Here is a 22,733-nt window from a genome sequence, read left to right as displayed (position 1 = left end):
CCGCCCAACCCCCCAATGCGAGGCCGAATACCACCCAGATTCCGACCAACCGCCTAACACTGACCGGATCGAACCCGGTCAGGGTTAGCCTCATCGCGCCCTCCGTAACCGGGACGCGATGGCCGCCACCAGGACGCCGGCGACGACTGCGCCGACGAACCCGATGGCGATGTTGCGCGCCCGGTGATCCGGGGGCGTGGGCGGCGGTGCCGGGGTGATTACCCTGCTCTGGGATCCTGGGGCCAGCCGTTCGCCGGCAGGAATGTTGAACGTCAACGCGGCGACCGGATCGACCAGCCCATATCCCACTCGGTTGTCGACTCCCGCTGGCGGGTTGTGTGCCGACTGCACGATCCGGTTGATCACTTGGTGCGCGCTCAGATCGGGAAACTTGGCCCGTACCAGCGCCGCCACGCCGCTCACGTAGGCCGCCGAGAAGCTGGTGCCCCAAAATGGCATGTTCTTCTCACCCGGGCGCGACGGTGGATAAGCGTTGACCGGTCCACCGCCTTGGGGCGATAGACCCATGATGTGGGTTCCCGGCGCCGCCACGCCAACCCATGGGCCAGACATGCTCTTGTCGAGGGGGTCGCCACTGGCATCGACGTCGCCGACCGACAACACGTAGTCGGAGAACCACGACGGCGAGGAGACGACCTTGACCTGGTGCCAGTCCCGCGGATCCGACGGGTCCAGTGGGTCATACATCGGGTTGTTGTCGCAGCCGGCTTCCCCGTCGTTGCCGGCTGCGGCGACGATCACCGCATCCTTGACGGTGGCCGCGTACCACAGGGCGGCGCCCAGCGCCCGCTGATCGGCGGGGGCGACCGCCGGTAGGCATGCGGTGACCGAAATGTTGATCACTTTGGCGCCCATGTTGGCCGCGTGCACCACCGCGCGCGCCACCGTATTGAGCGTGCCGGCTTTCACTCGTTCGTCGGAGTTGGGATCCGCCGGTGGCGGGTTGACCGGCTCGAAAGCTCGCGAGGACTGGCGGATCGAGATGATGGTGGCGTGAGGGGCAACCCCCACCACCCCGTCCGGAGCGCCCGGCGGTAGCGGCGGCACCGCCGGTTCGTCCTCGGTCTGCGGATCCGGCGGCCCATTGGAGGGTGCCATTGCGCCCGCTTCATCAGGCGGTGGCGGTGGTGGCGGCGGCACCGTTTGGGTGATCGTCACCGGTGTCGGCGGCGGCGGCGGAAGCATGGGCGGAGGCACCTCCACCGGCGGCGCCGGTGCGGCGATGACCGGCGGCGGCCCCGCCGGCGGAGGAAACGCCGGGGTAGCAGGCATGGGCCGCGGCATGGGTGAAATACCTTGCGGCGCAGCGGCGATGATCGAGCTCACCACCGTGCCATGCGCGTCACAGTCGGACAAACCGTCCTCGCCCATGATGTAGTCCCCACCGGGTACCACCGGCAATCGGGGGTTGGGGGTGACGCCGGTGTCGATGACGGCGACGGCCACTCCGTTACCGGTGCTGTATTGCCACGCCTTAGTGATGTTAAGCAGGTTGAAGCCCGGTGCCAGCTGCGCCACGTCGGGGTTCTTCACGGTGATCGGGGCTGAACAGCTATTGGAGCGACGCATCGGTTGGTCCGGCCGGGGCGGCCCGTCTGGAGGTACCAGCGCCGGATCTACCGATGGTGGTGGGATGGCTTGCGCGGCAGGAAGGTCGGTCCAGATGGCCACCAGCGCAATAGCGACGCTCGCCGCCGCGCCACGCAAGCACCGTCGGCTCAGTGACGAATCCATGCGAACAGCCCCCCCAGAGCCGCGGCCGCCGGCAAGAACACGATCATCGCCAGCACTTCCAGCCATTCCACGGTCAGCCGGATGAGCGGCCGGAACCTTAGCGCCGGCACCAAAAGCGCTGCGGCCAAACCCAATGCGGCAAACACCACCACCGCCAGGACAGGCCAGAAAAGTCCGGCCTGGACATCTCGTGGTGCTGCGACAGCGTACTTGACGACGCCCACGCATACCGCAGCCGACGCTCCCAATACCAAGGCAACCGCTTGGTATTTGGCGGCGAATCCGCGGCCCTGGGTGATAAAGATCCCTGCTGCCAGACCGGCCACCAGGAGCGCCAACCAATCCCACGGGCCCCCCGGCGTCAACACCCCCCACACCGCGACGGGAAGCACCATCGACACCCCAGTGCACACACCGACCTGCACCGCATTGACCAGCCGCGCCGAAGCGGCGATCGCTGCGCCGCGCGCGGAGATGTCGGTGAGTTCGTTGTCCTCGTCTTCGGTGTCGGCCTCGCTGACCGGAGACACGGTATCGACGGGCATCCCCTCACGGCGCGCGAAAAGGTCGCGGCCCGTGATCGATCCGAAGTGTGGGGGCCGTACCCGCGCTACCCACAGCGCGATGGTGGGGGTCATCCTGACCAGGACCAGCAGGCCGACCAGCACCCAAATCGCCAGCACCTGCACCGAAGCCGGCCGAAACATCCGGATCACCGCCACCACGGCCAGGATCCCGGACACCGTCACCACGGCGGTGACAACTGCTGTCTGCCAACACTTTTGGGTCACCACACCGATCGCTACCGCGCCGAGAAGTACCACGACGACTCCGATCAGCCCGTGCGGCGCGCCGAGCGAACCAGGCGGCGCACACGCACTGGCGACGGCCAGCAACACCACCGCCAGCCAGCCGAAGCCACTGAACAGGTCGCGCCGCTCCCGCCAGCCCCACCACACCACCGCCGCGCCCACCACCAGCAAGACCCCGATCCCACCAGCCACTGCAGCCGGAACCAGGCTGTCGGTGAAAGTTCGGGTCCGCAACGCCAGCGCTACCACAACGCCAACTGCCATGGCGATGATGGCTATCGCCGTGTGGGCAGCTGTCAGGGGAGTTACCGGGGCAAACATCCGATCTCCGCCGTCGCGACCCAGCCACTTACCCATAGCCGCCAATCCCGTCGAGAGCGACTCGTATTGCGGCTCGAACGACTCGCCGGCCACCCGCGGCACCAGGACCAGCGTGTCACCGTCTTGAACCCCGAGCTCGTCGAGGCTCTTGTTGATGTCCAGTCGGACACCGTTGATCTTGTGCAGCTCGTAACTGCCCGCCGGGAGCGCAACACCGTCGAAACCCTTACGCTTCAGATCGGCGTCGAACAGCTCGACCATTCCCTCGAAGAATCCCTCCACCGGAATTCCGGCGGGAAACACCTGGGAGCTCAGATGCGTGTCATAGCAAATGTTGACCGCGCACCGGGCCGGGAATGCAACCTTATGCGGAGACGTCACGGCGCGGCCCGCTCGGCGTCGGGAACATATTTGTCGGCCAGGCCCGCGGTAATTTCAAAAAGCCGTAACCGCGACTTTTTCTTCAGCTCGTGGACCGTGTCAATAATCCCGCCTTTGGCCAGGTGCGGGTCAAACGGCATCGCTTCCACTGTTGCGCCGACCTTGGTAAACCGCTCAGTCAGGTACGCCAGCGCGTCTTTGTCGGTGATGTTGTCCGTGTGATTAATGACTACCGTGCTTCGCGAGACGAGCTCGTGATAGCCCTGGGACCTGAGATAGTCCACTGCCCTCAGCACGGGCCGGGACCGGTCCGCGGTGATGCCGGAGACGAACACCAGGGTGTCGGTATTCTGCAGCACCGGCTTCATGACATCGTGCTCGAGGTCGGGGGCGGTGTCGACGATGATGACGGTGTGGGTTCGCCGTAGCCGCGACAACACACCGGAGAACATTGCCGGAACCAGCGGTCGGGGTTGGTCTGAGGTGCGGTTTCCGGCCAGTACGTCCAATCCCACGGTGTTTTGCCCGAGGTGTTCGCGGATGTCCGCATAGCCCTGGACGTCCGTGTCGTTGATGATGGCGGCGTAATCTCCCGGCGGCGACTCGTCGATGCGGTCCGCCAGCGTGCCGAAGCCGGGAACCGCGTCGATCGCAATCACGTTTTCCGGCCGGCATTCGCGGAATACACCGCCGATGCAGGCGGCCATCGTGGTTACCCCTACCCCTCCTTTGCCGGAAACCACCGTGATCACGTATTGCCGACGAATATGCCTGCGGATGCGCGCCTGTAAATCGCGGTAATGTCGTTCCCGAGGCGATTCCCCCGGGTTGATTTTGTGAAACGACGCGGCATAAAGGAATTTCCGCCACCCCGACCCTGGAGGAATTTTCCGGGGGGCCGCCAGATCGGTAATGCGCATGGTGTCGGATACCGAATCCCGAAAGTGGCGCCGAACTGATGGATCCCCCCGTCCGAGCGCTCCTTCGTCTGACATATTCGGGTCATTCCAAGGGCTTGTCACGACGGCGATGCTAACACGATTCGTGATTCCACGTTTACCTCGCGCAGTTGCCGCGTACCTGCGGCAACGCGCCATTCCGCGTCACTGTTATTCACACCACACGCCGGTAGGAGTACCACTCGTCACCGGCGGGCAAGCGGCGGATGAGGCGCTGCACCGCACCACTAATGTCGCCTCGCGAGCCGGGCGAGAGCACTTGGTAGCGTCTCTGCCCCGACATCACGCTTTCCACGCAGATGCGTCCGGCCGGGGTGTCGATAATGGTTACCGCGGTATCGCCGATGAGAAGGCGCGCCGTCTTCTCCGGTCCGATACCAGCCTGTAGCCCCACAATTGCCGCATGTGCAGACCGCGCCGGATCGGCTGCCATGGTGAGCATCTGTAACTGGTCGACGTCCAGGCGCTGGCTGACCAAGAACGAACGTAGGCTGCCGGGGTCGCGCACCGATTCCAGCAACGCGTCGGCATCCACCGTGACCGGCCGCAACGGTGCCGCTTCAGCGACGCCGCACAACTGCTCGATCTGACCCACGACAAGTTCACCGGCCACCGTCTCGTTACTGGCCATGCCGGCGGGGTAGAGCCGCACCATTTTGCCGTGGCGTTCTAGAACGACCCACCAGGTAGCGAACCGGCAGATGGCTGCCCGCGTCGGCTCGCCGCCGGGCACGTTGATAAGCAGGAGTAACCCCAGGTCGCGTCGCAGGAGCACGGTGAGCCATTCGCGGATCATCGGATCGGCGTTGCCTGATTCGTCGAGCGCTCCCGCGGCTTTGAGATCGGCAGCGACCGGATGCTGCAGTGCCCGTTCGGCGGTGTCGAGCCGCGGCAGCAAAGGCCGCAGACCGAGTTCCGGGCAGATCTGTTCCACCCCGGTTACCGCTTGTAGCACCCACAGCCCGTCGACCGTCGTCGTCAGCATGGCGCCTTCACCTCAATGTAAAAACAGAAGGTGGGGCACACGCGCAGCATTGCGCGTATGCCCCACCCCACTTGGGACCCACGTCGCCACGGATACATTCGGTACCGCTGGCGCACGTGGCGGAACTAACAGCTGACTAGTGGAACAACCCCGAGATCGCCTGGTCGGTTCCGAGCGCATTGTCCAGCACATGGCTGGTCGTGGTTCCGTGCTGGCCCACCGTCTCGATGAGACCCTGAAGCCCCGAAAGCATCTGGGCTTGCGCATCGAAAAACCCTTGCGCACCGTGGCCCGCGAAGAATTCCTGCAGGGCATTCGTCTTGTTGGCGGTGTCTTCGTGAATCTCGTGCAGCTGCCCGGCACGCGAGCCCACATCCGTGGCGAAATCGGATACGGCTCCCGGGTTATAAGTGATTTGGTCTCCCATGATGAATTTCCTTCCGAAGCGGTATATGGACTAGAGATAGCGGTAGGTCAGGACCCGTGGCCGCCGCCGAAGAGGGCTTGGAACGCGTGCTGTGAGTCCGCTTCGTGCGATTCCATCAGGGCCGCAGCCTGGGTCAGGCCTTCGGCCAGCCGGGTGCCTCCCGTCAGGACCTTGTTCAGCTCGTTGGCGACCTCGGTGGCGGTCGCGTGGGAAGCAACCACGCCAGCACCAGACCAGGTCGCCGGGTTCATGACGTTCTCCTGGTTGGCCAGGTAGCCTTGAGCTATGGCCATCGCGTGCTCCATGTTCGCTTGAATGTCGTGTGCCGTACTGCGCAGCATCTGCGGTGTTACTTGAATTGTGCCGTCTGCCATGGGGACATTTCTCCTTACTAATGTGAGCCGTTTCGCCCTTGTCTATCGGGCATGAAGCGAAGTTTATGGCTGCTATTTAGAGCTGTCGATTCACCCTCTGCGCCAGTTCGGGTCATAGCGGTCGTCGACCACCCGCACGGTGGCCGGCTGCTCGGACTTACCGTGCGATCCGCGGTGGCCTCCGCCAGCATGACCCACCGGCATGCCGCCCATCGGCGCGCCGCCCATCGTTGTTGTCGTCGGCGAACGCACGGCTTCAGCGCCCAGCGCCCCGCTTGGCCGCAGTCCCACCGGTCGACCGCTGCTTCCGGCCTCAAACGCACTGACCGGACGGGTGAAGCTGGTAGCGGACATGCCAGCGCCGCCCAGAGAGGCGCTGCCTCCCCCGGCGCCAACCGACGCCTCGGTCGCCGCTGCACCTGCTGCGGCCGAAGCCGCCGACGCCCCGGGCGCCGCGCCGCCCATGCCGAGAGCGCCGGGATTGGCGAACATGCCCATCATCGACTGCAAGGGCTGCAGGGCGCTCATCGGCGCCTGCATCAGCCCGGACGGAGCCTGCAAAGCTTGAGGAACCGCTTGCATCATCGACTGGACCGGTTGCATGAAAGTGCCGATTTGGTTGCCAAGGTTCTCGCCGGCCGACGTCGACTGGCCCGCGCCGGTTGTCCCCGCCTGCACCCCTTGATAGGCAGACCGCATGCCGTCCCCAGCCGCGGCTTCCGCAGCGGCCTGCCCGACAGCCGAAGCCGCCTGGGCCGGCGCCGCCGGGGATGCACCCATGGTCGCGATCGGTGGCGGAATGGCCAGGCTTTCCGCCAGCCCCGCCAGGATCCCGCCGTAGGTTGCGCCCACCGCCGAGTTGTTGGGCCACATCACCCCGAAATACTCGACATCAAGCGAGATGATTCGCGGTGTCAGTGCCCCCCAGACAAGCGGATTGATGTGGTTGTCGACCGTCCACTCGTCACGGTTCTCCATGCACTCCGGAGCCGGGCGCATGGCACTATTGGCCATCTCGAACGCCGCTATCGCCGCCGACACCACCGCCGGTTTGACGTCGACCCAGCCGGCTAAGCCGTGCAGGGAGGCATTGAGCATGGTCACGTTGAGCGCCGAGGCCGCCGAGCCGAGGCCAAGCCAGCTCGCCGCGGTAGCCGCGGTGTTGATCGCTGACGCAATACCCGAGGCGTGGTGGCTGGCACCTACAGTGGTCCACGCCGTTTGGTTGGCCACATGCGTGGAAACTCCGGTTCCCGCCTTGAGCAGCAGGTCGTTGGCCTCAGGTGTACGCGCAGCCCATCCTGGATCGGGCATGCGGACTTAACCCAATGCCGATGCCGCTGCGCGTGCCACCTCGGTGGCGTCAGACACCCCCGCCGCCAAGCCTTGGGCTCCTGCGAACAATCCGCGCTGAGCGGCGTGCTCGGCGACCACACCCAGGTAGCTGGCTCCGCAGGCGTTCAGTGCCGCCGAGAACATCGCGGAGTCCGGGTCGTCGCCCATCGGGGTCGTCCCGAGCAGCGCCGGTGCTGCCGCGGAGGCCGCCGCCTCGGTTTCCGCGCTGATCGCCGACTCGGCGGCTGCCGATGCCAGAACTGCCTCTGGTTGCACAGACCAAACCATGTTCACCCTCCGAATGTGGTCTCGCGATGAGACGTGTTGGTTGGCAGTCTAGTGCGAGTCGGCGGATGATGTATTCACAAGTTGACTGTGGGCATGATCTGCGGTTTTCAAGCTCGGCGGGCAAGCGCGGCATACGTGCCGCCGCGGCAACTGTGGGCCGGTCTGAGCCCCACGTTGACGATCCATGGTGGCCGTTGTGGTGGTCGGCCGGCTCCGGCTCACAAGATGCCGGCCGAGTGAGCCCAATTCGCGATCGATGGTCCGACGAAGTACCCGCGATAGAACATGGCAGCCCTACCCATACCCACCGCACAGCCATCGGAGGCGCCACCAGGACGACAGGCATTACGGCGGTCACCACGGCGCAGATAAGTGCAATGAACGGAAGCGTCGGCGATCGAAGCGAGGACACCGATCGATGCGGCGTACGCAGCCAGATGTAGCCCGCGCCGATCTCGAGACTGCGGATTAGCTTCTGGGCGCACGAGCTATCTCGCCGTTCTGCCGAAACGACTACTTCTTGTCTCGAGGTAGTCTGCAGCCGGTATAGCCGGAGACTACGAGGTTGCCCCGATAGCCGACCTTGATGAATGTCCCGGTCGGACCGGAAAACCACACATCATGGTCGCCGGGCTGGTCCCTTATGACCTGGACGTTGGTGGCGCCGATCTTGGCAGCGGCTGCCTTGGCCGCCTCCACAATCTTGGTCCAGGCGAGGTCGGAGACCGACACCCGGACGGCAACTGCATCAGGCAGAAAATATCGCTTGCCGTCAGTTTGTTCGTAAGGTTGCTGGCAAGTACCGGTAGAGCCTTCGTCAAGCGTTTCCCAGGTGATCGACGGAATAATCTTGCTTGCAGCCGTGGTGATCTCATTCATGACGTCCTGCACCTGAACTTTGGTTTCCTCGAACGAGGGCAAGGCCTTGAGTTCAGCGAGAGCCTGAGCTGCCGCGCTCGGCGGGGTGGGTGTATCTGGATTTTCCACGTGACATCCTGTTGCTGCTAGCGCGATTGCCGTCATCACGGCGCATAGAAGGCCATTGCGTCCGCGGTCGAGGTATGTGTTCATCTGGCCGCATTCACCGGATAGCCTTGTCGCCCAGGCCCGCAACTATCGCAGCGATGTTGTACCCGGTAGTGCGGGGCAGGTTGTTGTTGCCCTGGCGCGGATAATCGCTATGCCCGTGCGCTCCCTCCAAACTCAGAGTCCCGCCGTGCCCATCGGACACGGTGGCCGGCCCAGTGGCCAGCTGAGTGAAGTTCGGATTAGTGGCTGGGTTGAGTCCAAAGTCTCCCGTGCCGGTGGCGTCGGCGCCGAACCCGAGAAGCTGAGCCAGCCCGGATGGCAGGTTGTGCACGATGGCTTTGCTGTCGTAGGTCCACTGGATCGGATCGTCAGGGGTTTCCATGGCGTAGACATGTCCGGTATTCAGATGTAGTTGCCGCGGCGTGGACGCTTCGATTCCTGGCGAGCCGTAGAAGAGGGCGTCGCTGACACCGTGATTGCCGGGTTCTTGTAGGGCCAGCCCTGTAGTCAGCGAGCCGTAGGAGTGCCCGATCGCCGTCAGATGAGCGGGGGCGCCCTGGTGGGCAACACCCAACCCGTCATAAAAGCGGGCCAAATCGTGAGCGCCGGCCTTTGCGACGTCATCGTGGCTGACACCCCAGATTCCCGCAATAGAAGCACCGACATCATCCCAGCCGGGAACCTGCGGTGCATCGTAGCCAATCCACGCAATCGCTGACACCGAATCATGCTCGTGTCCCGGGGTGAACCTCAATTGCCGCAGAGCCTCAGTCCTGAGGTTCGTCGCTTCCTCAGTCATGCCGCCGATACTGCCGCGCACGGTGGTGTTCAGCCCTGGCGCGGTCACCGATACGTGCGTGGCCGTGTCAGGGTCGCCGACCGCGATGCCCGCCCGGGCCTGACGGCCCTTCTTGGTGTCAAGAAGCAGCAGTTTCCTATCTGAACTGTCCTTGACGGCTCGATCGACCGCCTGTAGATCCGGCAGGTACCTGGCTTCGTTCCGCGCAGTGTCATATTGGCGTTGCCAGGCCTCGTAGGCGAGGCGATCGTCGAAAATCGCACCCGGCGTATTGGGGTGAGGGATGTTCTTCCCCGCCGCCCAGTCGGGGTGCTGGGCCCGCAATGCGTCGGCCTGGGCAACGGCGGATTGGGAGCGCCTCAGTTCGTCGGCAAGCGCTAGCCGGTTGTAGTGGTCCCGATCGACTGCTGGCATCCCATCATGGTTGCCGATGTTGTGGTCTTGGCTGTAGAGCCAGTCTCTTTGTTCCGGAGTCAGCCGCCCCCACAGGTCGGCAAACTGCCTGGGGTCTTCCGGCAACGGCTGCGACAGCGCGGAACGATCTGGGGCGGTTCAGGTTGGGCCGGCACCTGCGGGGCGTCCAGCGCTTGGATGGCCGCCGGGTCGTACCCCTCCGTCCGGAGGTTGGCCAGTGATCGCTGCAGAGTGTCTGAGTAGCCGTTGCGCAGTGACTCGAGCTGGCCCAGAGCGGCCCTGGTGTCTTCAATTGCTTGCCCTTCAAGAGCAGAGATCAGTGCGTCGAGTGCGGATAAGTCAGCGGGTGTCAGATGGATGTTTTTCTCAAGCTCCAGGGCTTCCCCGATTTGGTCGTCAAGTTGCTGCAGCTGAGCCTCCAACGTAGAGATCTATCCGACAGCAGATCGCTGTGCCTCAGCCAAAGCGGCCGCGATGTTCTCCAAATCCGCCCCGATTTTGGGCAGTTGCAGCGATTGAGCACCCAGCGACTGCGCTAGCCGCTGCACGCCGGCGGAGCCGTTGATTGGGTAATCGCCGTTTTCCCGGTTCCACGCCGCTTCGAAGCGGCGACGTGCGTCGGCGAATGCGGCGTCCGCCTCGGCAGTGCAACGGCCCGCGTCGTGAAATGCTTGCCCCAGAACGGAAATCTGCGCCGGACGGCCAACTTGGAGACTGTTGTTCATGACCCAGGGGTCGCCGCCGGCCTCGGCGATCAGCAGCGGAATGCTTATGTACCGGAGCTGCATCGCGCCGTCTGCGACTCTGAAACGCTGCCTTCCATCCTGGTGACTCTTACCGTGCGGCCAGCGTCGACGGGGTCCCGACCAACACTCCTTCGACGGCGTCATCGGTGTTGACCAGCAAACCGCGTCCGGGCGGTAACGCTTGCGCTCGAACCATTCGGTTGATTCTGTTCTGCGGATCGTTATCCATATACAGCTGCGCCACTTTCGCTGACGTTTGGAATCTCATCCACGGGTCCATCGGCATGGTCGCCCAGTTCGCGCTATTACGCGTGGTGAACACGTGCAACCCGATCTGGCGGGCGCGCTCCATCAGCTTCCACAGCGCCGCACCCACCGGCGGCTTCTGCGGATAAGTCTGTTCCTTGCGCAAGTCCTGGAGGTCGTCGATGAGCACGAAATGCCGACACCCCTCCCACGGCTTGAGCGCGCGCAACTCTTCCTGGCTCAGCCCCTTCGGAGGCAATCGGGGCAGTAAGACCTGTTGGGCCAGTTCGGTGATGACCTCGTCGATCTCGTCTTGGTCATAGGCGTACGCCCGCACATAGCCGGGGCCATGCAGGTCGCGAAGACCATGCGGGGCGGTCTTGGGGTCGATCAGGGTCAGCTGGGCTTCCTCCGGGCTGAACCTACTCATCACCGCCTCGCCGATGGCTACCAGCGCGGTGGTCTTGCCGCAGCCCTGGCGGCCCAAGATCATCAACCCTGGGCTCTCCCGCAACCTGAGCGGCACCGGGCCCAGCTGGTGCCGTTCGCCGATCGCAAATGCAATCGACAGGTCGTCGCCGCTGGGATGTGCGGCCTCGTACTCGAGGATCGCCTTGAGCTCGACCCGCTGCGGCAGCCGCTGCAGGCTTGCGTGTTTAGTCACACCAGCGACGTCAGCGATTCGTTCCCCGACTTCGGTAATACCGACCAATTCGCCGGTTGCAGGATCGGCAAGCGCCGGAACACCAACGCGCAGCTCGTGCAAACTCTCCGTCAAACCGAAACCGGGGCGGTTCAATGTTCGTCGCGCCGCCTCGCGCGACTCGATCGACGAATGCCCCATCTGGCTTTCGCTGGGGTCGGCCAGCCGCAACTGGATTCGCGCGGTCACGTTCTGCAGCAGACTTTGCCGCTGGCCGTGAATCCAGCCGCCCGCGCTAACCATGAGGTGAACACCGTATTCGGGACCGCGGCTGCTCAGCGAGATGATGCGGTCACCGATGGTGTTGTCCCGGGAGTACAAATCGTCGTAATCGTCAAGCACCACAAAGACATCGCCGAATTGGTCGTTGGGGTCGGTGCCGCCGATCCCGTCACTGCCCGGGCCGAAGCGGCGCTCGCGGAATCCGTCGAGATCAATTCTGGCCCGCCGAAACGCCTCTTCGCGCGAATCGATCAATGCGTCCATGGTGCTCAGGATGCGCTCGATGCCTTCGGCATCCTTGGGCGACACGATGTCGGTGACATGCGGTAGCGAAGCCACCTGAGCCATGGTGGCCCCGCCGATGCAGAAGAACGTCACCCGCGACGGGTTGTACATCGTTGCGGCCGAGGCCATTAGCGTCATCAAGGTGGTCGTCTTGCCGCGCTGCTTGGCGCCGACCACGATGATGTTGCTGCGCAGCGCGTCGATCGCATACACGACCTGTTTGGACTCTTCGGGGATGTCCATGACGCCGACCGGAAACATCAGCCCCGGGTTGTCCCCGTAGTCGACATGCCATGGCTTGCCGCGATATCCAGCCACCAGGACATCAACCGGTTCGGCGTCTTCCAGTGGCTCCAACCACGGCCGTCGCGGCGATCGGTGCGGTACGGCACGCAGCGATTCGCGCAACACGTCGACAATCTTCTTCTTCTTGAATCCGTCGTCGTGGTAGAGGAATTCGTCGGGTTCCGCATCGGCGGCGGCCGCGGCCTCCAACGCCTCGGCGTCGGATGGGTCCAGCGGCTGGTATTGCCAGTTGTACAGTCGCGGCTTGGTCAACGTCATGTCGATGGTTTTGGCCACTTCCTTCTTCTTCGGCACGACGAACGGCGCGGACAGGTAGAAGCAGCGGAACGGCTCGAGGTCGCGCGGCCCCACCTTTAGCAGCGCAAAACCGTTCTCCTTGGACGGCAGGTGGTAAGCCGCATCCGAACCGATCACTTCCCGACTGTCATCACCGGATTCGGCTCGCAGCGCGATCCGGAATGCGATGTTGGACTTTACTTTCTGCAGCGACGACAGATCCAGCCGCTGCCCGCCCAACATGAAGAAGACGTTGGCGCCGCGGCCCTCCTGGCCGATATGGATGATCAGCTGGATCCACTTCTCATGGTTGGCGAACAACTCCAGATATTCGTCGACGATGACGAGCAGGACCGGCACCGGCGGCAGATCGCGACCGGCAAGGCGGATCTCTTCGTAGTCGTTGGCATCGCGCGCGCCCACCGACGTAAACAACTCATATCGCTGTTTGATCTCGCCGTCGATGACCCTGCGCATACGTTCCGCCAGATGGCGCTCGTCCTTACCGAGGTTGGACAGAGCGGCAACCACATGCGGAATACCCAGGATGTCTTGGGCCGCAGATTCGAACTTCATGTCGACGAAGATGACGTTGAACGTCTCCGGCGAGTGTGTCAGCGCGATCCCGTAGACCAAAGACAAGAAGAACTCGGACTTGCCCGACCCGCTAGTCCCGATGACCACTGAATGAAACCCGAAGCCACCGAAGTCTTTTGCGCGGATGATAACGTTCTGCAGTTCGCCGTTCGGTTTGGCGCCGACCGGGATCTCCGACCATCGTTCGTCACCGCGGCCGCGGCGCTCCGCCCACAGCCGGTCGACATCCAATCCGCGCGGATCGCTGATTCCGAGTGCCCGCAGTAGCTCGGCGGCGCCGCTGGTCGAATCGGCGATCTCGCTGCGGCTTGTCGGCGACCACCGCGCCATCGCACGCGCATATCGGTACGCGCGATGGATGGACAGCTGGTCGGCATGGGCAAAGAACTTGCCGCGCGCCCGCAGTAGCGGCGTCGGGCGGGCGTCGTCGTCCTCGACTTCGGAGCCATCGGAGCCATTTGTACCGGGTCTGAGGGACACGGAAACGGTTGTCGCGCCATCTCGTTCAGTCATATCGAAAACCTGGTCGTCGCCGAATCCAACGCCGGTTCCCACCCGCGACGCGATACGCAGCACCGTAATGCCGGCCTTGCCGACCTGCCCGACGACACTCTCCCACGCGTCGGGGCTGCCGGTGTTGTCGTCAACAATCACCAAGTGCGGTCCCAAATCCACCGCGTCGGCGCCTTGGCCGGTTTCCAGCGCAGAGCCCATTGCCGTTGGGCTGGCTGCCGTCGGCGGCGCCCACGCGCCGCGCTTTCCCTTCATGTGCAGCTCGGCGCCCAGCGTCGCCTCCAGCTCTTCGGGGGTGGCGAAGATCAACCGCCGCCATCCACACGCGTCGAACAACTCGTCATGCAGGTTGTGAGGCAGCCACACCATCCATGACCACACCTCGGGGTTACGCGTCACCACCATCAGCTTGACGTCGCGCGGGTTGTGAAACACCGCCAGCGAGCACAGCATCGAGCGCATCAGGGACCGCACCCGATCCAAGTCTTCACTGACGAAACTGAAGCCCGGGGCCGATCGTAGATTCACCACCTTGGCGATATCGCGAATCTTGCGCTGTTCCAAGATGAAATCGCGCAACGCCTGCCCGGTAACGGGTTCGAGTTCCTCCTCGGAGGAGATGTCGGGCCAGGTCACCGACAACACCGAATCGGGTGCATGCTGCACACCGGTGCCCAACCGGACCTCCAGGAAGTCGACGTCGCCGCGACCGCGTTCCCACATCCGGGGCCCGCCGATGATGGCACCCAAACCGCGCGGATCGGAGTGCACCGCATGCTGCCACGAGCGTTGCGCGCAGACGGCGTCCTGAATCTCGTCACGGATCACGTCGAGGTCGCGAAGATAGCGGCGGCGACCCTTTTCCATTTCGCCCCAGGTGATCTTGCGGGCCCGGCCGAAGCGACCGGAAAAGGCCAGCATGCTGAACGCGCCGATGCCCATCAGCGGAAAGAAGCCGGTGGACAGACTGCGCACGCCCGACACGTACAGCATGACGATGGTGCCGATCAGCGCCACGATCAGCGCCGGCACGCCGATCATCACCCAGATGTTGCGCGGTTCGCGTTCCGGTAGTGCTATCGGCGCATTGGGCGCCACCCGAACCGGTTTCGGCGGGTCGATCTTGGCACGGTTGATGGGAAATGCTTTCTTCGACATCCTGCTAGCCGCCCGCTTTCGCTGTCGTCATCACGGCCACCTGGCCCAGTGTCGGCACCGTGTCGCGAGCCAAAAGCGCAGCCTCGCGTGACAATGCCGGTCCCGCTGCGAATGTCCGCAGCAGTGGCCACGGCGCCTGCACGGCGTGAGACGGGTCCAGCCCCAAAGCGCGCAGCGTCGATTCGTCGTTGGCGATTCCGAATCGCACGCCGTTAGCCGATACCCAGAACAGCGATTCACGCGATTCGGCGGTGACCACAGCGCTGGTCGAGGTTACGAAGTTCGCAGCACCCGGCAACACCAGAACCTGGTTGGCAACCACCGACGCCGGGTTGCGGTCGTCACGCACCAATCGCACGATCCGGTTATCCATCGACGAGGGAACCGGCAAGCCCCGGCCGTTGTAGACGGCGATGCGGGCCTGCGGATCCGTCGACGCCTTCTCCCAAGAAACACAGGTGGTCGGATTCGCAGCGGTGTCAACGAAATTCAGTCGCCCCGTCGGGTAGTACTCCACCGGCAACGAGGTCACCTGAGGTGTGTTGACGAGCACGTCTGGGGTCACCAGTCGAGGCGCCGTCGATCCATAGGAGTTGGCACTGCGCAGCAGATCGGCCACAAAACTGTTGATCTTTTGCACGCCGTCCGGCAGCAGTACGTAGAACTGGCTTCCGCCGCCGGCGGTTTGGGCTTGCAGCACCGCGCCGACCTGGGATCCCTGCACCCACTTCGACGGGGATCCTGCCTCGGGTACCTGCGGCACCCGCAACGGTTCGGTCGCCGGTAACCCGTCGAACAGCGCGCGGGAGATCTCCACCGGCATCGTCACCGCGGGGTCGAGCCCCAGGCTCAAGGTGACCGCCCTATTGGCCGGATCGATCTGTGAGCGCTTGCCTCCCCAGATCACATAGGTGCTGCCCTCGAAGGTGACCAGGAGCCCGGCGTCATCGCGGAGCGGCGCCGCCCGGCCGCCGCCAGTGGGCATGCCCGCGATCGAGGTCACCACCGGCTTGTCGCCGCTACGTGGCCGGCCGGCGGTATCGCACACCGCCCACGCCGAGATGGCGCCCAGGTTAACCGGCATCGCCGGGGGCGCCCCGGGAATGCCGATCAGCGGACCGGTCGGATACTTGGCAATCTCAGCCGGTTTGACCCATGTCGGCTGCCCGGCCGTCCCGGTTGCCAAGCGCGCGGACGTGAAATTCAGCGCTGGATATAGCCGACCGTCGATGCGCGCATAGATGGCGCCGGAATCGCGGTCACCGATGATCGCTGAGTCTCCCACGATGCCAGTGGGTTTCAGCACGTTGAGCAGCATCATCCATCCTGCCGCGATCAGGACCAACACCACCGACAACGCGACCGCGGCAGTCTGTTTGCGATCGTCGTGCTTCATCCGCACCGAGAAGCGGGTCGTCGCCGCGCGCAGCCGCCGGTTGTAGAACAGGTGACCGGAATTCTGGTCCCGGTTGGACAAACTCAACGGCATTTCTCAGTACCCCTTGGGTGTTCGGCGAGGATCGGCCTGCTGGATCCGATCGGCCAAATTCGACGCATCGGCGGCCACGCCGTAGTGGCCGCGCGCGTAGTTGATGAACGCGCACGCCTGGGCTACCAGGTCGTGGATGTCGGTCGACGTTGCCGGCTGGTGATACCGTGCAAACGTCGGAGCGATGAACTGCCATGCACCCTTGCTGGGCGTGCCCCTTGCAGCGTTGGAATCCCAATGGTTTTCGGCGTCCGCGTTGTAGTTGGACTCGCGCCGCGCCACCAGGTCCATACCGCGGGCCCACCTGGCGCGTGCGACGGGATCGTGAATACCCTTGATGTCCAAAGCTTCCTGAATTGCGGCCCACACCGCTCGGCGCCCGGTGGGTGGGGCTTCGTAACGCCTGCTTCTTGCTGTCCGCAGGTAGTGCAGCCGCCGCAGCCGCAGCGCATGTAGCCGTGCCCGCGCCTTGGACCGCGCGATGTGTCGATGCTGGGCTCGTAGCCGCGCCACCATTCGGGCCATCGCCTCGCGCCGGCCCAGCGGAGTGTCAACGGACGGCATGACATCGGCCTTCGCGGCGTCCAGGACCGCGCGCGTCACGACGCTGGCGTGCGCGTGATCGGCCTGGGCTGCTGCGGTGATCTGCGCCAACTCCGCATCGGTGTCGGCCAGCCGGCGCAGCACCCGCACCGAGGTATCGGAGCGGTTTGTCGCATGTGTGGTTTGGGCTACCGTCGCCTGCGCTATCGCGTCGGCATGTGCCTGGACGTGCGCTGGGGCGCTGCCGATGTCGGCCGGCGTCGCGCGGCGCGCGAACAGGCGATGGCCGCGGGATAGCGACGCTATTGCCCGCGTGGTCACGGGATCAGTCAACGATTCTCCTGTATCCGAGGCCGAGCGAGGTCGTCGGCCCGCCGGCGTATACCGGCTCCGTCGCCGGCAAGCCCAACTCCCGTTTCTGTCAAATCCGTCGGTGGCAGGCCCGGCAGTTCGCCGGTCGCGACTTGGCGCACCGGATCGGAAACAAACATTGAGCCACTACTCCCGCAACTTCTGGTCAGCGAACGCCCACGCCAGGCCGACGGCATCCAACAGAATGCCCGGAACGTCGGCTCGCTCGTGTAGAGCAGGGTAGCGTCAAAGCAACCCTCCGCGCCATTCGATCGAGCCGGCGGAGGTGGCGTAATGGCGTCACGGCCATGACATTACTTCGGCTACGACGACCCGACTACTCACTCGGTGCGCGGTATAAATTGCGGTTTGCTGTGTTCCTGGAATGGCAGCGTTTCCCGCGCGGAGCCGATATCACGAACTGGTTTGGACTGCATTTCCAGCCACGACGGGTGGCGCGCTCCGCCGGGTTGTAGTGATGACGACGACGCCGCATCCGACCGCGACCAATCTCAACCCCATGGACTTTCCAGAGAACACCAGCGCAACGCCCTCAAGACCAGCGCGGCAGCAGCCGACGATGCTGCCTCGACATTCAGCCACCAGTAGAAATACCGAAAGGCGGAAGTGTAATGACTGCCGATCGTGTCGCCGCGAATTAGGATTAGGAAATCGAGGCTGTCCGAATAGAACGATGCGATGCGCCGTAACTCAAACGTGCGCCACACTTGGGACCCGGCGATCGCGAAGGCCAGGGTACCGGTGGCAATTGCTATCTTCCGCTTCATTCGCCTCCGCCTATGTGTACGTCAACAAGGTATGGCCGGGTCACTCCTGTGCCGTTGCGGCGTGGCCCGAAGCGACCCAAGATGCACAATGGTGTCCGTCACTATGGTTGCCGTGGCCGCGAATTCGGCACCAGGCTCAAGCACACAAGCGACTCGCCGTCCCAGACCACTCCATGCCCGCTGGGGGGCCGACCGGAATAGGTGCAGGGTTGGGCAACCCGAACGCCCACGCACCGCGTTGGTTTGGGGTATATGCGACTTCCGAGCGGGCCGGGTGAGATCGAGGAGCTGTCCCGGCTCAGCTCGAAAGCACTCGGGCTAGACATCCCAGGTCCGTAAGTTGTCAAGCGGCTGCGGGCGTGCGGTGTGCCCAGGCTTTGTGTTCGTCGTAGAGCGTGTGGTGGCGTAGGCAGCCGTGGAGAATGCCGACGAGTCGGTTGCCCAGGGCGCGAAGGGCTTGGTGGTGGGTGTCGCCGTTGGCGCGGTGCTGGTCGTAGAAGACGCGAGCTCCGGGGCTACGGGTCAGCGCGCAGAACGCCCATTGATCGAGCGCGTCGTAGAGGCGTTTGTTGCGGACATGGCGTGCCAGTACGGCACGCTTTCGGCCGGAGGCAACGGTCAGTGGTGAAGTTCCGGCGTAGTTCTTGCGACACTTAGCGGTGGTGTACCTGTTCGGATCGTCCCCGAACTCACCGAGCACCCGGGCGCCGAGTATGACACCAAGTCCTGGCAGGGAGCGGTAGATGTCGGCGTCCGGGTGTTGCTCAAAATGGTCGGCCAGAATTGCTTCGAGTTCGGCGATCTGGGTGTTCAGTGCCGCAATGACATGAACCGCGGCCGTTGTGGTGGCCCCGAAAGCGGCCGCCACTGCAACAGGAGCGGTGAGGTGTTCGCGGCGCAGAGTCGCCTGGATCTCGACGGCGCGTGCGTCGATAGTACGTTGCCGTCCACCGGCTTTGAGCGCCGAACCGATCTTAGCCAGGCTCAACCGAGCCCCTTGCTCGGGAGTGGGCGCGCGACCCAAGATCGCCAACGCGTCACTGTCGCTGAGCGATTCGAAGGCCTCCAGGGCCGCGGGGTAGTACTCCCGCAGCCCACTGCGCATCATGTTGACATGGCGCGTGCGCGCCCAAATCAAACTCTGATGAGTACGGGCCAACACCTTGATCGCCTCGGCATCGGGGCTGTCACCGGCGATCCGGCGGTGGTTGTGCCGGTCGGTGCGGACCAGGTCGGCCAACAGCTTGGCGTCCCCGGCGTCGGACTTCGCGTCCGAGACGTGGTGACGATCGCGGTAGCGGGCCGCAGCCATCGGGTTGATGGCCCACACCTGACAGCCCGATGCGGCCAACGCCTGGACCCATAGACCACGATCGGTTCCGATGCCGATCATCACCTGATCGGGCTCCTCGGCATGGGCTGCTATCAGCTCGTGTAAGCCCCGGATACCGGCCAAGCCCTCCGGTAGTCGCCGCGCTGCCAAGCGTTGGCCGGCCTCGTCCATCAGATACACGTCGTGGTGGTCTTCGGCCCAGTCATCGCCGACAAAGATCATCAATACCACCTCCTGGGTCGTCGTTGACTCATCATCGAGCCTGAGGACACCCGGCGGCGGACTAATGGATCAGTGCTCGCAATGGCACGACATCCCATCAGCGCTTCAAGCGACCTCACCGAACCAGCCGGGGCACGATCTAGCCATAGGGATCAACATCGGTCCCAGTCCAAGGAAGTGCTCACCGACCAGCAGCTCGATGACCAGCGTTCGCCACGCCACTCAAGACCCTCGACGCCACGCCGATCGACTCCCATTAGTCCTATGCTTCCCCGTCGGTCGGCAATACCACAATCCGGCGGGCCGACTTGGTAACGGGCGGTTTGCCGTCACCAGTCTTGACGGGGACACTAGGCGGGGCCGTCAAGCGGCCCTTGACCGGCTGCCCGTTGGGCACACCCGGAGCGGTTATCCGCTTCTCGACCGGCTTGTCCTTGCTCCCCCCCTCGCCGCCATGGCCCATCGCGCCGGGCGGAACCATCGGCATCCCGGTCCCACCCATCGACGTCGGTGTGGGCGACGTACCGCTGGTAGGCGTTCCCGTGACGGACTTGGTCGGCGCCCCAGCAGGAGTTGTCGGTGGTGACGACGTCGGCACCGGCGGCGGTCCCAAATAACCCGTCGGGGTTGTGCCGCCAGCGCCCCCGCCGCCGGAGCCGATGCCCCCGGCACCACTGCCGCCGCCGAGCCCGGATTCTTCGCCAACGCTGTCCACAAGCCGCGCCCCGTCCGCAGCCTCCAGCCCCTGCGCGCCATGGGCTTGCTGAAACGCACTCATCAGCGGCTGCATTGCGCCCTGGCCGGCCTGCATCGCCTGCTGTGGAAGCTGAGTGAGTGGCCCCAAGATGCCGCCAACCGCCCCGCCGAGGGCACCGGTAATGCCGGACACCGCTTGTTGGATCATCTGGGTAGCCCCCTGGGCACCCGCCTGCGCACCGACGCCTTGGAACTGCTGTGCCGCGTCAGCCTCGTTAGCCGGGAACTTCCGCGCGGCATCGGCCGCGTGCGCCCGACGATCCATATCTTCCTGGGCGCTCGATGCGACGTCGCCGGGAACGCCAAGATTCCCGGCGGCACCCAACGCTGATTGAGCCTGGTCTGCGGGGGCAGGTCCTGGCGGCGGAACGATACTCGGCTCGACCGGCGGCGACAACGGCCCGTACAGCGCCTGTTGTAAGGTCTCCGGCGTCACCTTGATCGGGACTCCGCTGGAGTTGGGCGGGATGGCCGGAACTCCCGGAACCGGGAACGGGAATGGATCCGCGGTCATGTGTCACCTCAACCTCGTCTGGGCTGACCTGAGGCCGCTACTTGGTTGCCTTGCACGCGCCGGCGGGCGCGTCATCATGATTTTGTCACAGCACAACCGGACAGGTATTCACCTCGAGCGGCCTGCGGGCCCATGCCACAGTAGCCAGCACGGATCCGTTACCGGTCCGAAGCTGACAGTCCTGCAATGTCGCCCGGTGCTGGAACCACGGCCGGGAATCACCAAAACTCCTTACCCAGCAAACCCTCCGGAACCCTCGCGCCTAGCGATTACGGCAAACCACGCCATGTGATAGTTCGCGAGATACTGATGCTCGTCGATCAGCGCATCGATTGCCGCCATGAGCATCCAATCGCCAAGAGCCGATAGCTCGTGGTCGGGGTATGCGTTGAGCACCGACTCCTGGATTGCGGTAAGGCGCTCCCGCAGCAATTGGGTTTCGCTTTCCAGGACGCCGGTTTTGCGCACTGCAGGCGCTGCGATGGCTTGCGCTATCCGCGGGAGACCGTCGCGGCGACGTACAGCCTCGACGAGGGTGGGTCCGAGTTCGTCGACTTTCGGCGCGGCGGAGCGAGCTGCGCGATCACCGCTTAACAGTGGCGCATCGGGACCCGACTCGCCGATGTAAGCGTTCGGCTCGTGCGCAGCCGCGGCCACGACGGCTCCCAACAAGTCGACCACGCTTGCATCGCGACGCCGTGCGGTTGGCTCAAGCAGAATCACGTTGGCAGGCAGTCGAATGTGAGGCGGAATCCACCCCCCTGCAAGATCAGTGACCAGCAGGGTGGTGGTGCCATCCTCACGCAGTCCGGCCGCCCAGGATAGTCGCGGCTCCTGACGAGCCATCGCATCGACGAGGCGCTCCAGCCGTTGTTGCTCGGCCGCCCTGGCAGACACCGCACCAGCGGCCGCCCCGGATATGGCCGACGCTGCCGATGCTGCAGACATCGTCGTTCCGCTTGCGCCGACCTGCCCACCCGCGGTGGTGCCCGACGCCGTGCGCTCGACCGGAGAAACCAGCGGGCCCCCCGCCGATGGTGACGACGACGCCGACGGTGCCACCGGCGCACCGGAAACCGGCGCTGCCACAGCTGATGGAGTGGGCCCGGCAGTGACGACGGGTGGGCGCAGGTCAGAGCCATACGCGGGCAACGATCCACCAGGGACCGCCGGGCCAACCGCAGGCGGCACGGGCGCGGACATCGGCGCACTCGTTACCACCGTTGGTGCTACCGCCGCCGTGCCGGTGTCACCGGCTGCCATCACCGGGGCGCCGGAGGCCGTCGCTGACGTGTCAACTGAAGGGTGGATTGCTGCTGATTCGATACCGGCGGCAGCGATGGTCGGTGCAGCCACCGGCGGCGGTGTAGGTAGCGGAGAAGCCGTCTGCGGTGCAGGTGTTCCCCCCGATTCCATCGCATGCATCGTCCCAGCCGTCAACGACTGCGCACCCGCGGCAGCCGGTTGCCCCGTCATCATCCCGGTGGCGAACGATTGCCCAAGCGAGGTAGGTGAAATGCCTTGTCCCGCGGCCGCTGGTGAGAATGACCCGCCGGGTAGGCCGGGGGCTGCTGGTATGCCGGGGGTGATCCCTGGTGGTGTGGTAGGAGTCGGGAGTGTGGTTGGTGGTCCAGCTGGTATTGGTCCGCTAGCGGCGTGCCCACTCGCGCTAACCACTGGTAGCGGTGACGACGTCGGCGCGTCAGCGCCGGTGAAGTTTCCCAGACTTCCGCCGCCGCTGGCTAACCCACCATCACCAGCAACAGCTGGTTGCGACCCCGGCGCACCAGCGTTCGGAGCATCTCC

The 22,733-nt window shown here is 64.5% G+C and carries 16 protein-coding genes and 1 pseudogene; all 17 read right to left on the bottom strand.

Features of this window, described 5'->3' with window-relative positions; all coding sequences use genetic code 11:
• Positions 1 to 90 precede the first annotated feature (90 nt).
• Complete coding sequence (mycP, locus tag BST40_RS17780; RefSeq protein ID WP_083154993.1) at positions 91 to 1,755, bottom strand: type VII secretion-associated serine protease mycosin; 1,665 nt, start codon at positions 1,753 to 1,755, stop codon at positions 91 to 93.
• The gene (gene eccD, locus BST40_RS17775; RefSeq protein ID WP_083154990.1) at positions 1,740 to 3,269 is read right to left on the bottom strand and encodes a type VII secretion integral membrane protein EccD; all 1,530 of its coding nucleotides are present in this window, start codon (positions 3,267 to 3,269) and stop codon (positions 1,740 to 1,742) included. The genes mycP and eccD overlap by 16 nt, the downstream gene beginning before the upstream one ends.
• Positions 3,266 to 4,291 (bottom strand): MinD/ParA family ATP-binding protein, encoded by a 1,026-nt coding sequence (locus BST40_RS17770; RefSeq protein WP_075549327.1) that lies wholly within the window; start codon positions 4,289 to 4,291, stop codon positions 3,266 to 3,268. Before BST40_RS17770 ends, eccD begins: the two co-directional genes overlap by 4 nt.
• 91 nt (positions 4,292 to 4,382) lie before the next feature.
• A complete protein-coding gene (locus tag BST40_RS17765) occupies positions 4,383 to 5,213 on the bottom strand; it encodes an ESX secretion-associated protein EspG (RefSeq protein WP_075549328.1) in 831 nt (276 codons plus the stop codon).
• A 136-nt stretch (positions 5,214 to 5,349) separates the two neighbouring features.
• Positions 5,350 to 5,640, bottom strand: a complete 291-nt coding sequence (locus tag BST40_RS17760; protein WP_075549329.1) for a WXG100 family type VII secretion target — start codon at positions 5,638 to 5,640, stop codon at positions 5,350 to 5,352.
• 47 nt (positions 5,641 to 5,687) lie between these two features.
• The gene (locus tag BST40_RS17755; RefSeq protein ID WP_036418857.1) at positions 5,688 to 6,014 is read right to left on the bottom strand and encodes a WXG100 family type VII secretion target; all 327 of its coding nucleotides are present in this window, start codon (positions 6,012 to 6,014) and stop codon (positions 5,688 to 5,690) included.
• 90 nt (positions 6,015 to 6,104) lie between these two features.
• Complete coding sequence (locus tag BST40_RS17750; protein WP_083154988.1) at positions 6,105 to 7,328, bottom strand: PPE family protein; 1,224 nt, start codon at positions 7,326 to 7,328, stop codon at positions 6,105 to 6,107.
• Between the two features lie 6 nt (positions 7,329 to 7,334).
• Positions 7,335 to 7,637, bottom strand: coding sequence for a PE domain-containing protein (locus BST40_RS17745; RefSeq protein ID WP_075549339.1), 303 nt, complete (start codon positions 7,635 to 7,637; stop codon positions 7,335 to 7,337).
• Positions 7,638 to 8,150: 513 nt separating this feature from the next.
• Positions 8,151 to 8,624 carry an LppA family lipoprotein gene (locus BST40_RS17740; protein ID WP_075549331.1) on the bottom strand — a complete coding sequence of 158 codons (474 nt, stop codon included), beginning with the start codon at positions 8,622 to 8,624 and terminating at the stop codon, positions 8,151 to 8,153.
• A 94-nt stretch (positions 8,625 to 8,718) separates the two neighbouring features.
• Positions 8,719 to 10,667, bottom strand: a pseudogene (locus BST40_RS17735) (putative alpha/beta hydrolase).
• A 46-nt stretch (positions 10,668 to 10,713) separates the two neighbouring features.
• Entirely contained in the window at positions 10,714 to 14,931 is a 4,218-nt protein-coding gene (gene eccCa, locus BST40_RS17730; protein ID WP_083154986.1) for a type VII secretion protein EccCa, read from the bottom strand.
• A 4-nt stretch (positions 14,932 to 14,935) separates the two neighbouring features.
• Complete coding sequence (gene eccB, locus BST40_RS17725; RefSeq protein ID WP_075549333.1) at positions 14,936 to 16,420, bottom strand: type VII secretion protein EccB; 1,485 nt, start codon at positions 16,418 to 16,420, stop codon at positions 14,936 to 14,938.
• A 3-nt stretch (positions 16,421 to 16,423) separates the two neighbouring features.
• Complete coding sequence (locus BST40_RS17720) at positions 16,424 to 17,296, bottom strand: transglycosylase (RefSeq protein ID WP_083154984.1); 873 nt, start codon at positions 17,294 to 17,296, stop codon at positions 16,424 to 16,426.
• Positions 17,297 to 17,826: 530 nt separating this feature from the next.
• A complete protein-coding gene (locus BST40_RS17715; RefSeq protein WP_083154982.1) occupies positions 17,827 to 18,102 on the bottom strand; it encodes a hypothetical protein in 276 nt (91 codons plus the stop codon).
• A 343-nt stretch (positions 18,103 to 18,445) separates the two neighbouring features.
• Positions 18,446 to 19,657 carry an IS110 family RNA-guided transposase gene (locus BST40_RS17710; protein ID WP_083155001.1) on the bottom strand — a complete coding sequence of 404 codons (1,212 nt, stop codon included), beginning with the start codon at positions 19,655 to 19,657 and terminating at the stop codon, positions 18,446 to 18,448.
• A 262-nt stretch (positions 19,658 to 19,919) separates the two neighbouring features.
• A complete protein-coding gene (locus BST40_RS17705) occupies positions 19,920 to 20,927 on the bottom strand; it encodes a hypothetical protein (RefSeq protein WP_089025201.1) in 1,008 nt (335 codons plus the stop codon).
• 231 nt (positions 20,928 to 21,158) lie between these two features.
• On the bottom strand, positions 21,159 to 21,875 hold the full coding sequence (locus BST40_RS31805; protein WP_241780334.1) for a DUF5631 domain-containing protein: 717 nt from the start codon (positions 21,873 to 21,875) through the stop codon (positions 21,159 to 21,161).
• Positions 21,876 to 22,733 lie beyond the last annotated feature (858 nt).

It is taken from the genome of Mycobacterium persicum (assembly GCF_002086675.1).
Classification (GTDB): domain Bacteria; phylum Actinomycetota; class Actinomycetes; order Mycobacteriales; family Mycobacteriaceae; genus Mycobacterium; species Mycobacterium persicum.
Note: the sequence above shows the minus strand (reverse complement) of the source record. Positions and strands in the feature narration are given on the sequence as shown.

Coding starts and splice junctions, on each gene's coding strand:
- BST40_RS17765 (WP_075549328.1), bottom strand. CDS start 5,213: ATGCTGACGACGACGGTCGACGGGCTGTGGGTGCTACAAGCGGTAACC.
- BST40_RS31805 (WP_241780334.1), bottom strand. CDS start 21,875: ATGTCTGCAGCATCGGCAGCGTCGGCCATATCCGGGGCGGCCGCTGGT.
- BST40_RS17705 (WP_089025201.1), bottom strand. CDS start 20,927: ATGACCGCGGATCCATTCCCGTTCCCGGTTCCGGGAGTTCCGGCCATC.
- mycP (WP_083154993.1), bottom strand. CDS start 1,755: ATGGATTCGTCACTGAGCCGACGGTGCTTGCGTGGCGCGGCGGCGAGC.
- BST40_RS17750 (WP_083154988.1), bottom strand. CDS start 7,328: ATGCCCGATCCAGGATGGGCTGCGCGTACACCTGAGGCCAACGACCTG.
- BST40_RS17755 (WP_036418857.1), bottom strand. CDS start 6,014: ATGGCAGACGGCACAATTCAAGTAACACCGCAGATGCTGCGCAGTACG.
- eccCa (WP_083154986.1), bottom strand. CDS start 14,931: ATGTCGAAGAAAGCATTTCCCATCAACCGTGCCAAGATCGACCCGCCG.
- BST40_RS17715 (WP_083154982.1), bottom strand. CDS start 18,102: ATGAAGCGGAAGATAGCAATTGCCACCGGTACCCTGGCCTTCGCGATC.
- eccB (WP_075549333.1), bottom strand. CDS start 16,420: ATGCCGTTGAGTTTGTCCAACCGGGACCAGAATTCCGGTCACCTGTTC.
- BST40_RS17710 (WP_083155001.1), bottom strand. CDS start 19,657: ATGATCTTTGTCGGCGATGACTGGGCCGAAGACCACCACGACGTGTAT.
- BST40_RS17760 (WP_075549329.1), bottom strand. CDS start 5,640: ATGGGAGACCAAATCACTTATAACCCGGGAGCCGTATCCGATTTCGCC.
- BST40_RS17745 (WP_075549339.1), bottom strand. CDS start 7,637: ATGGTTTGGTCTGTGCAACCAGAGGCAGTTCTGGCATCGGCAGCCGCC.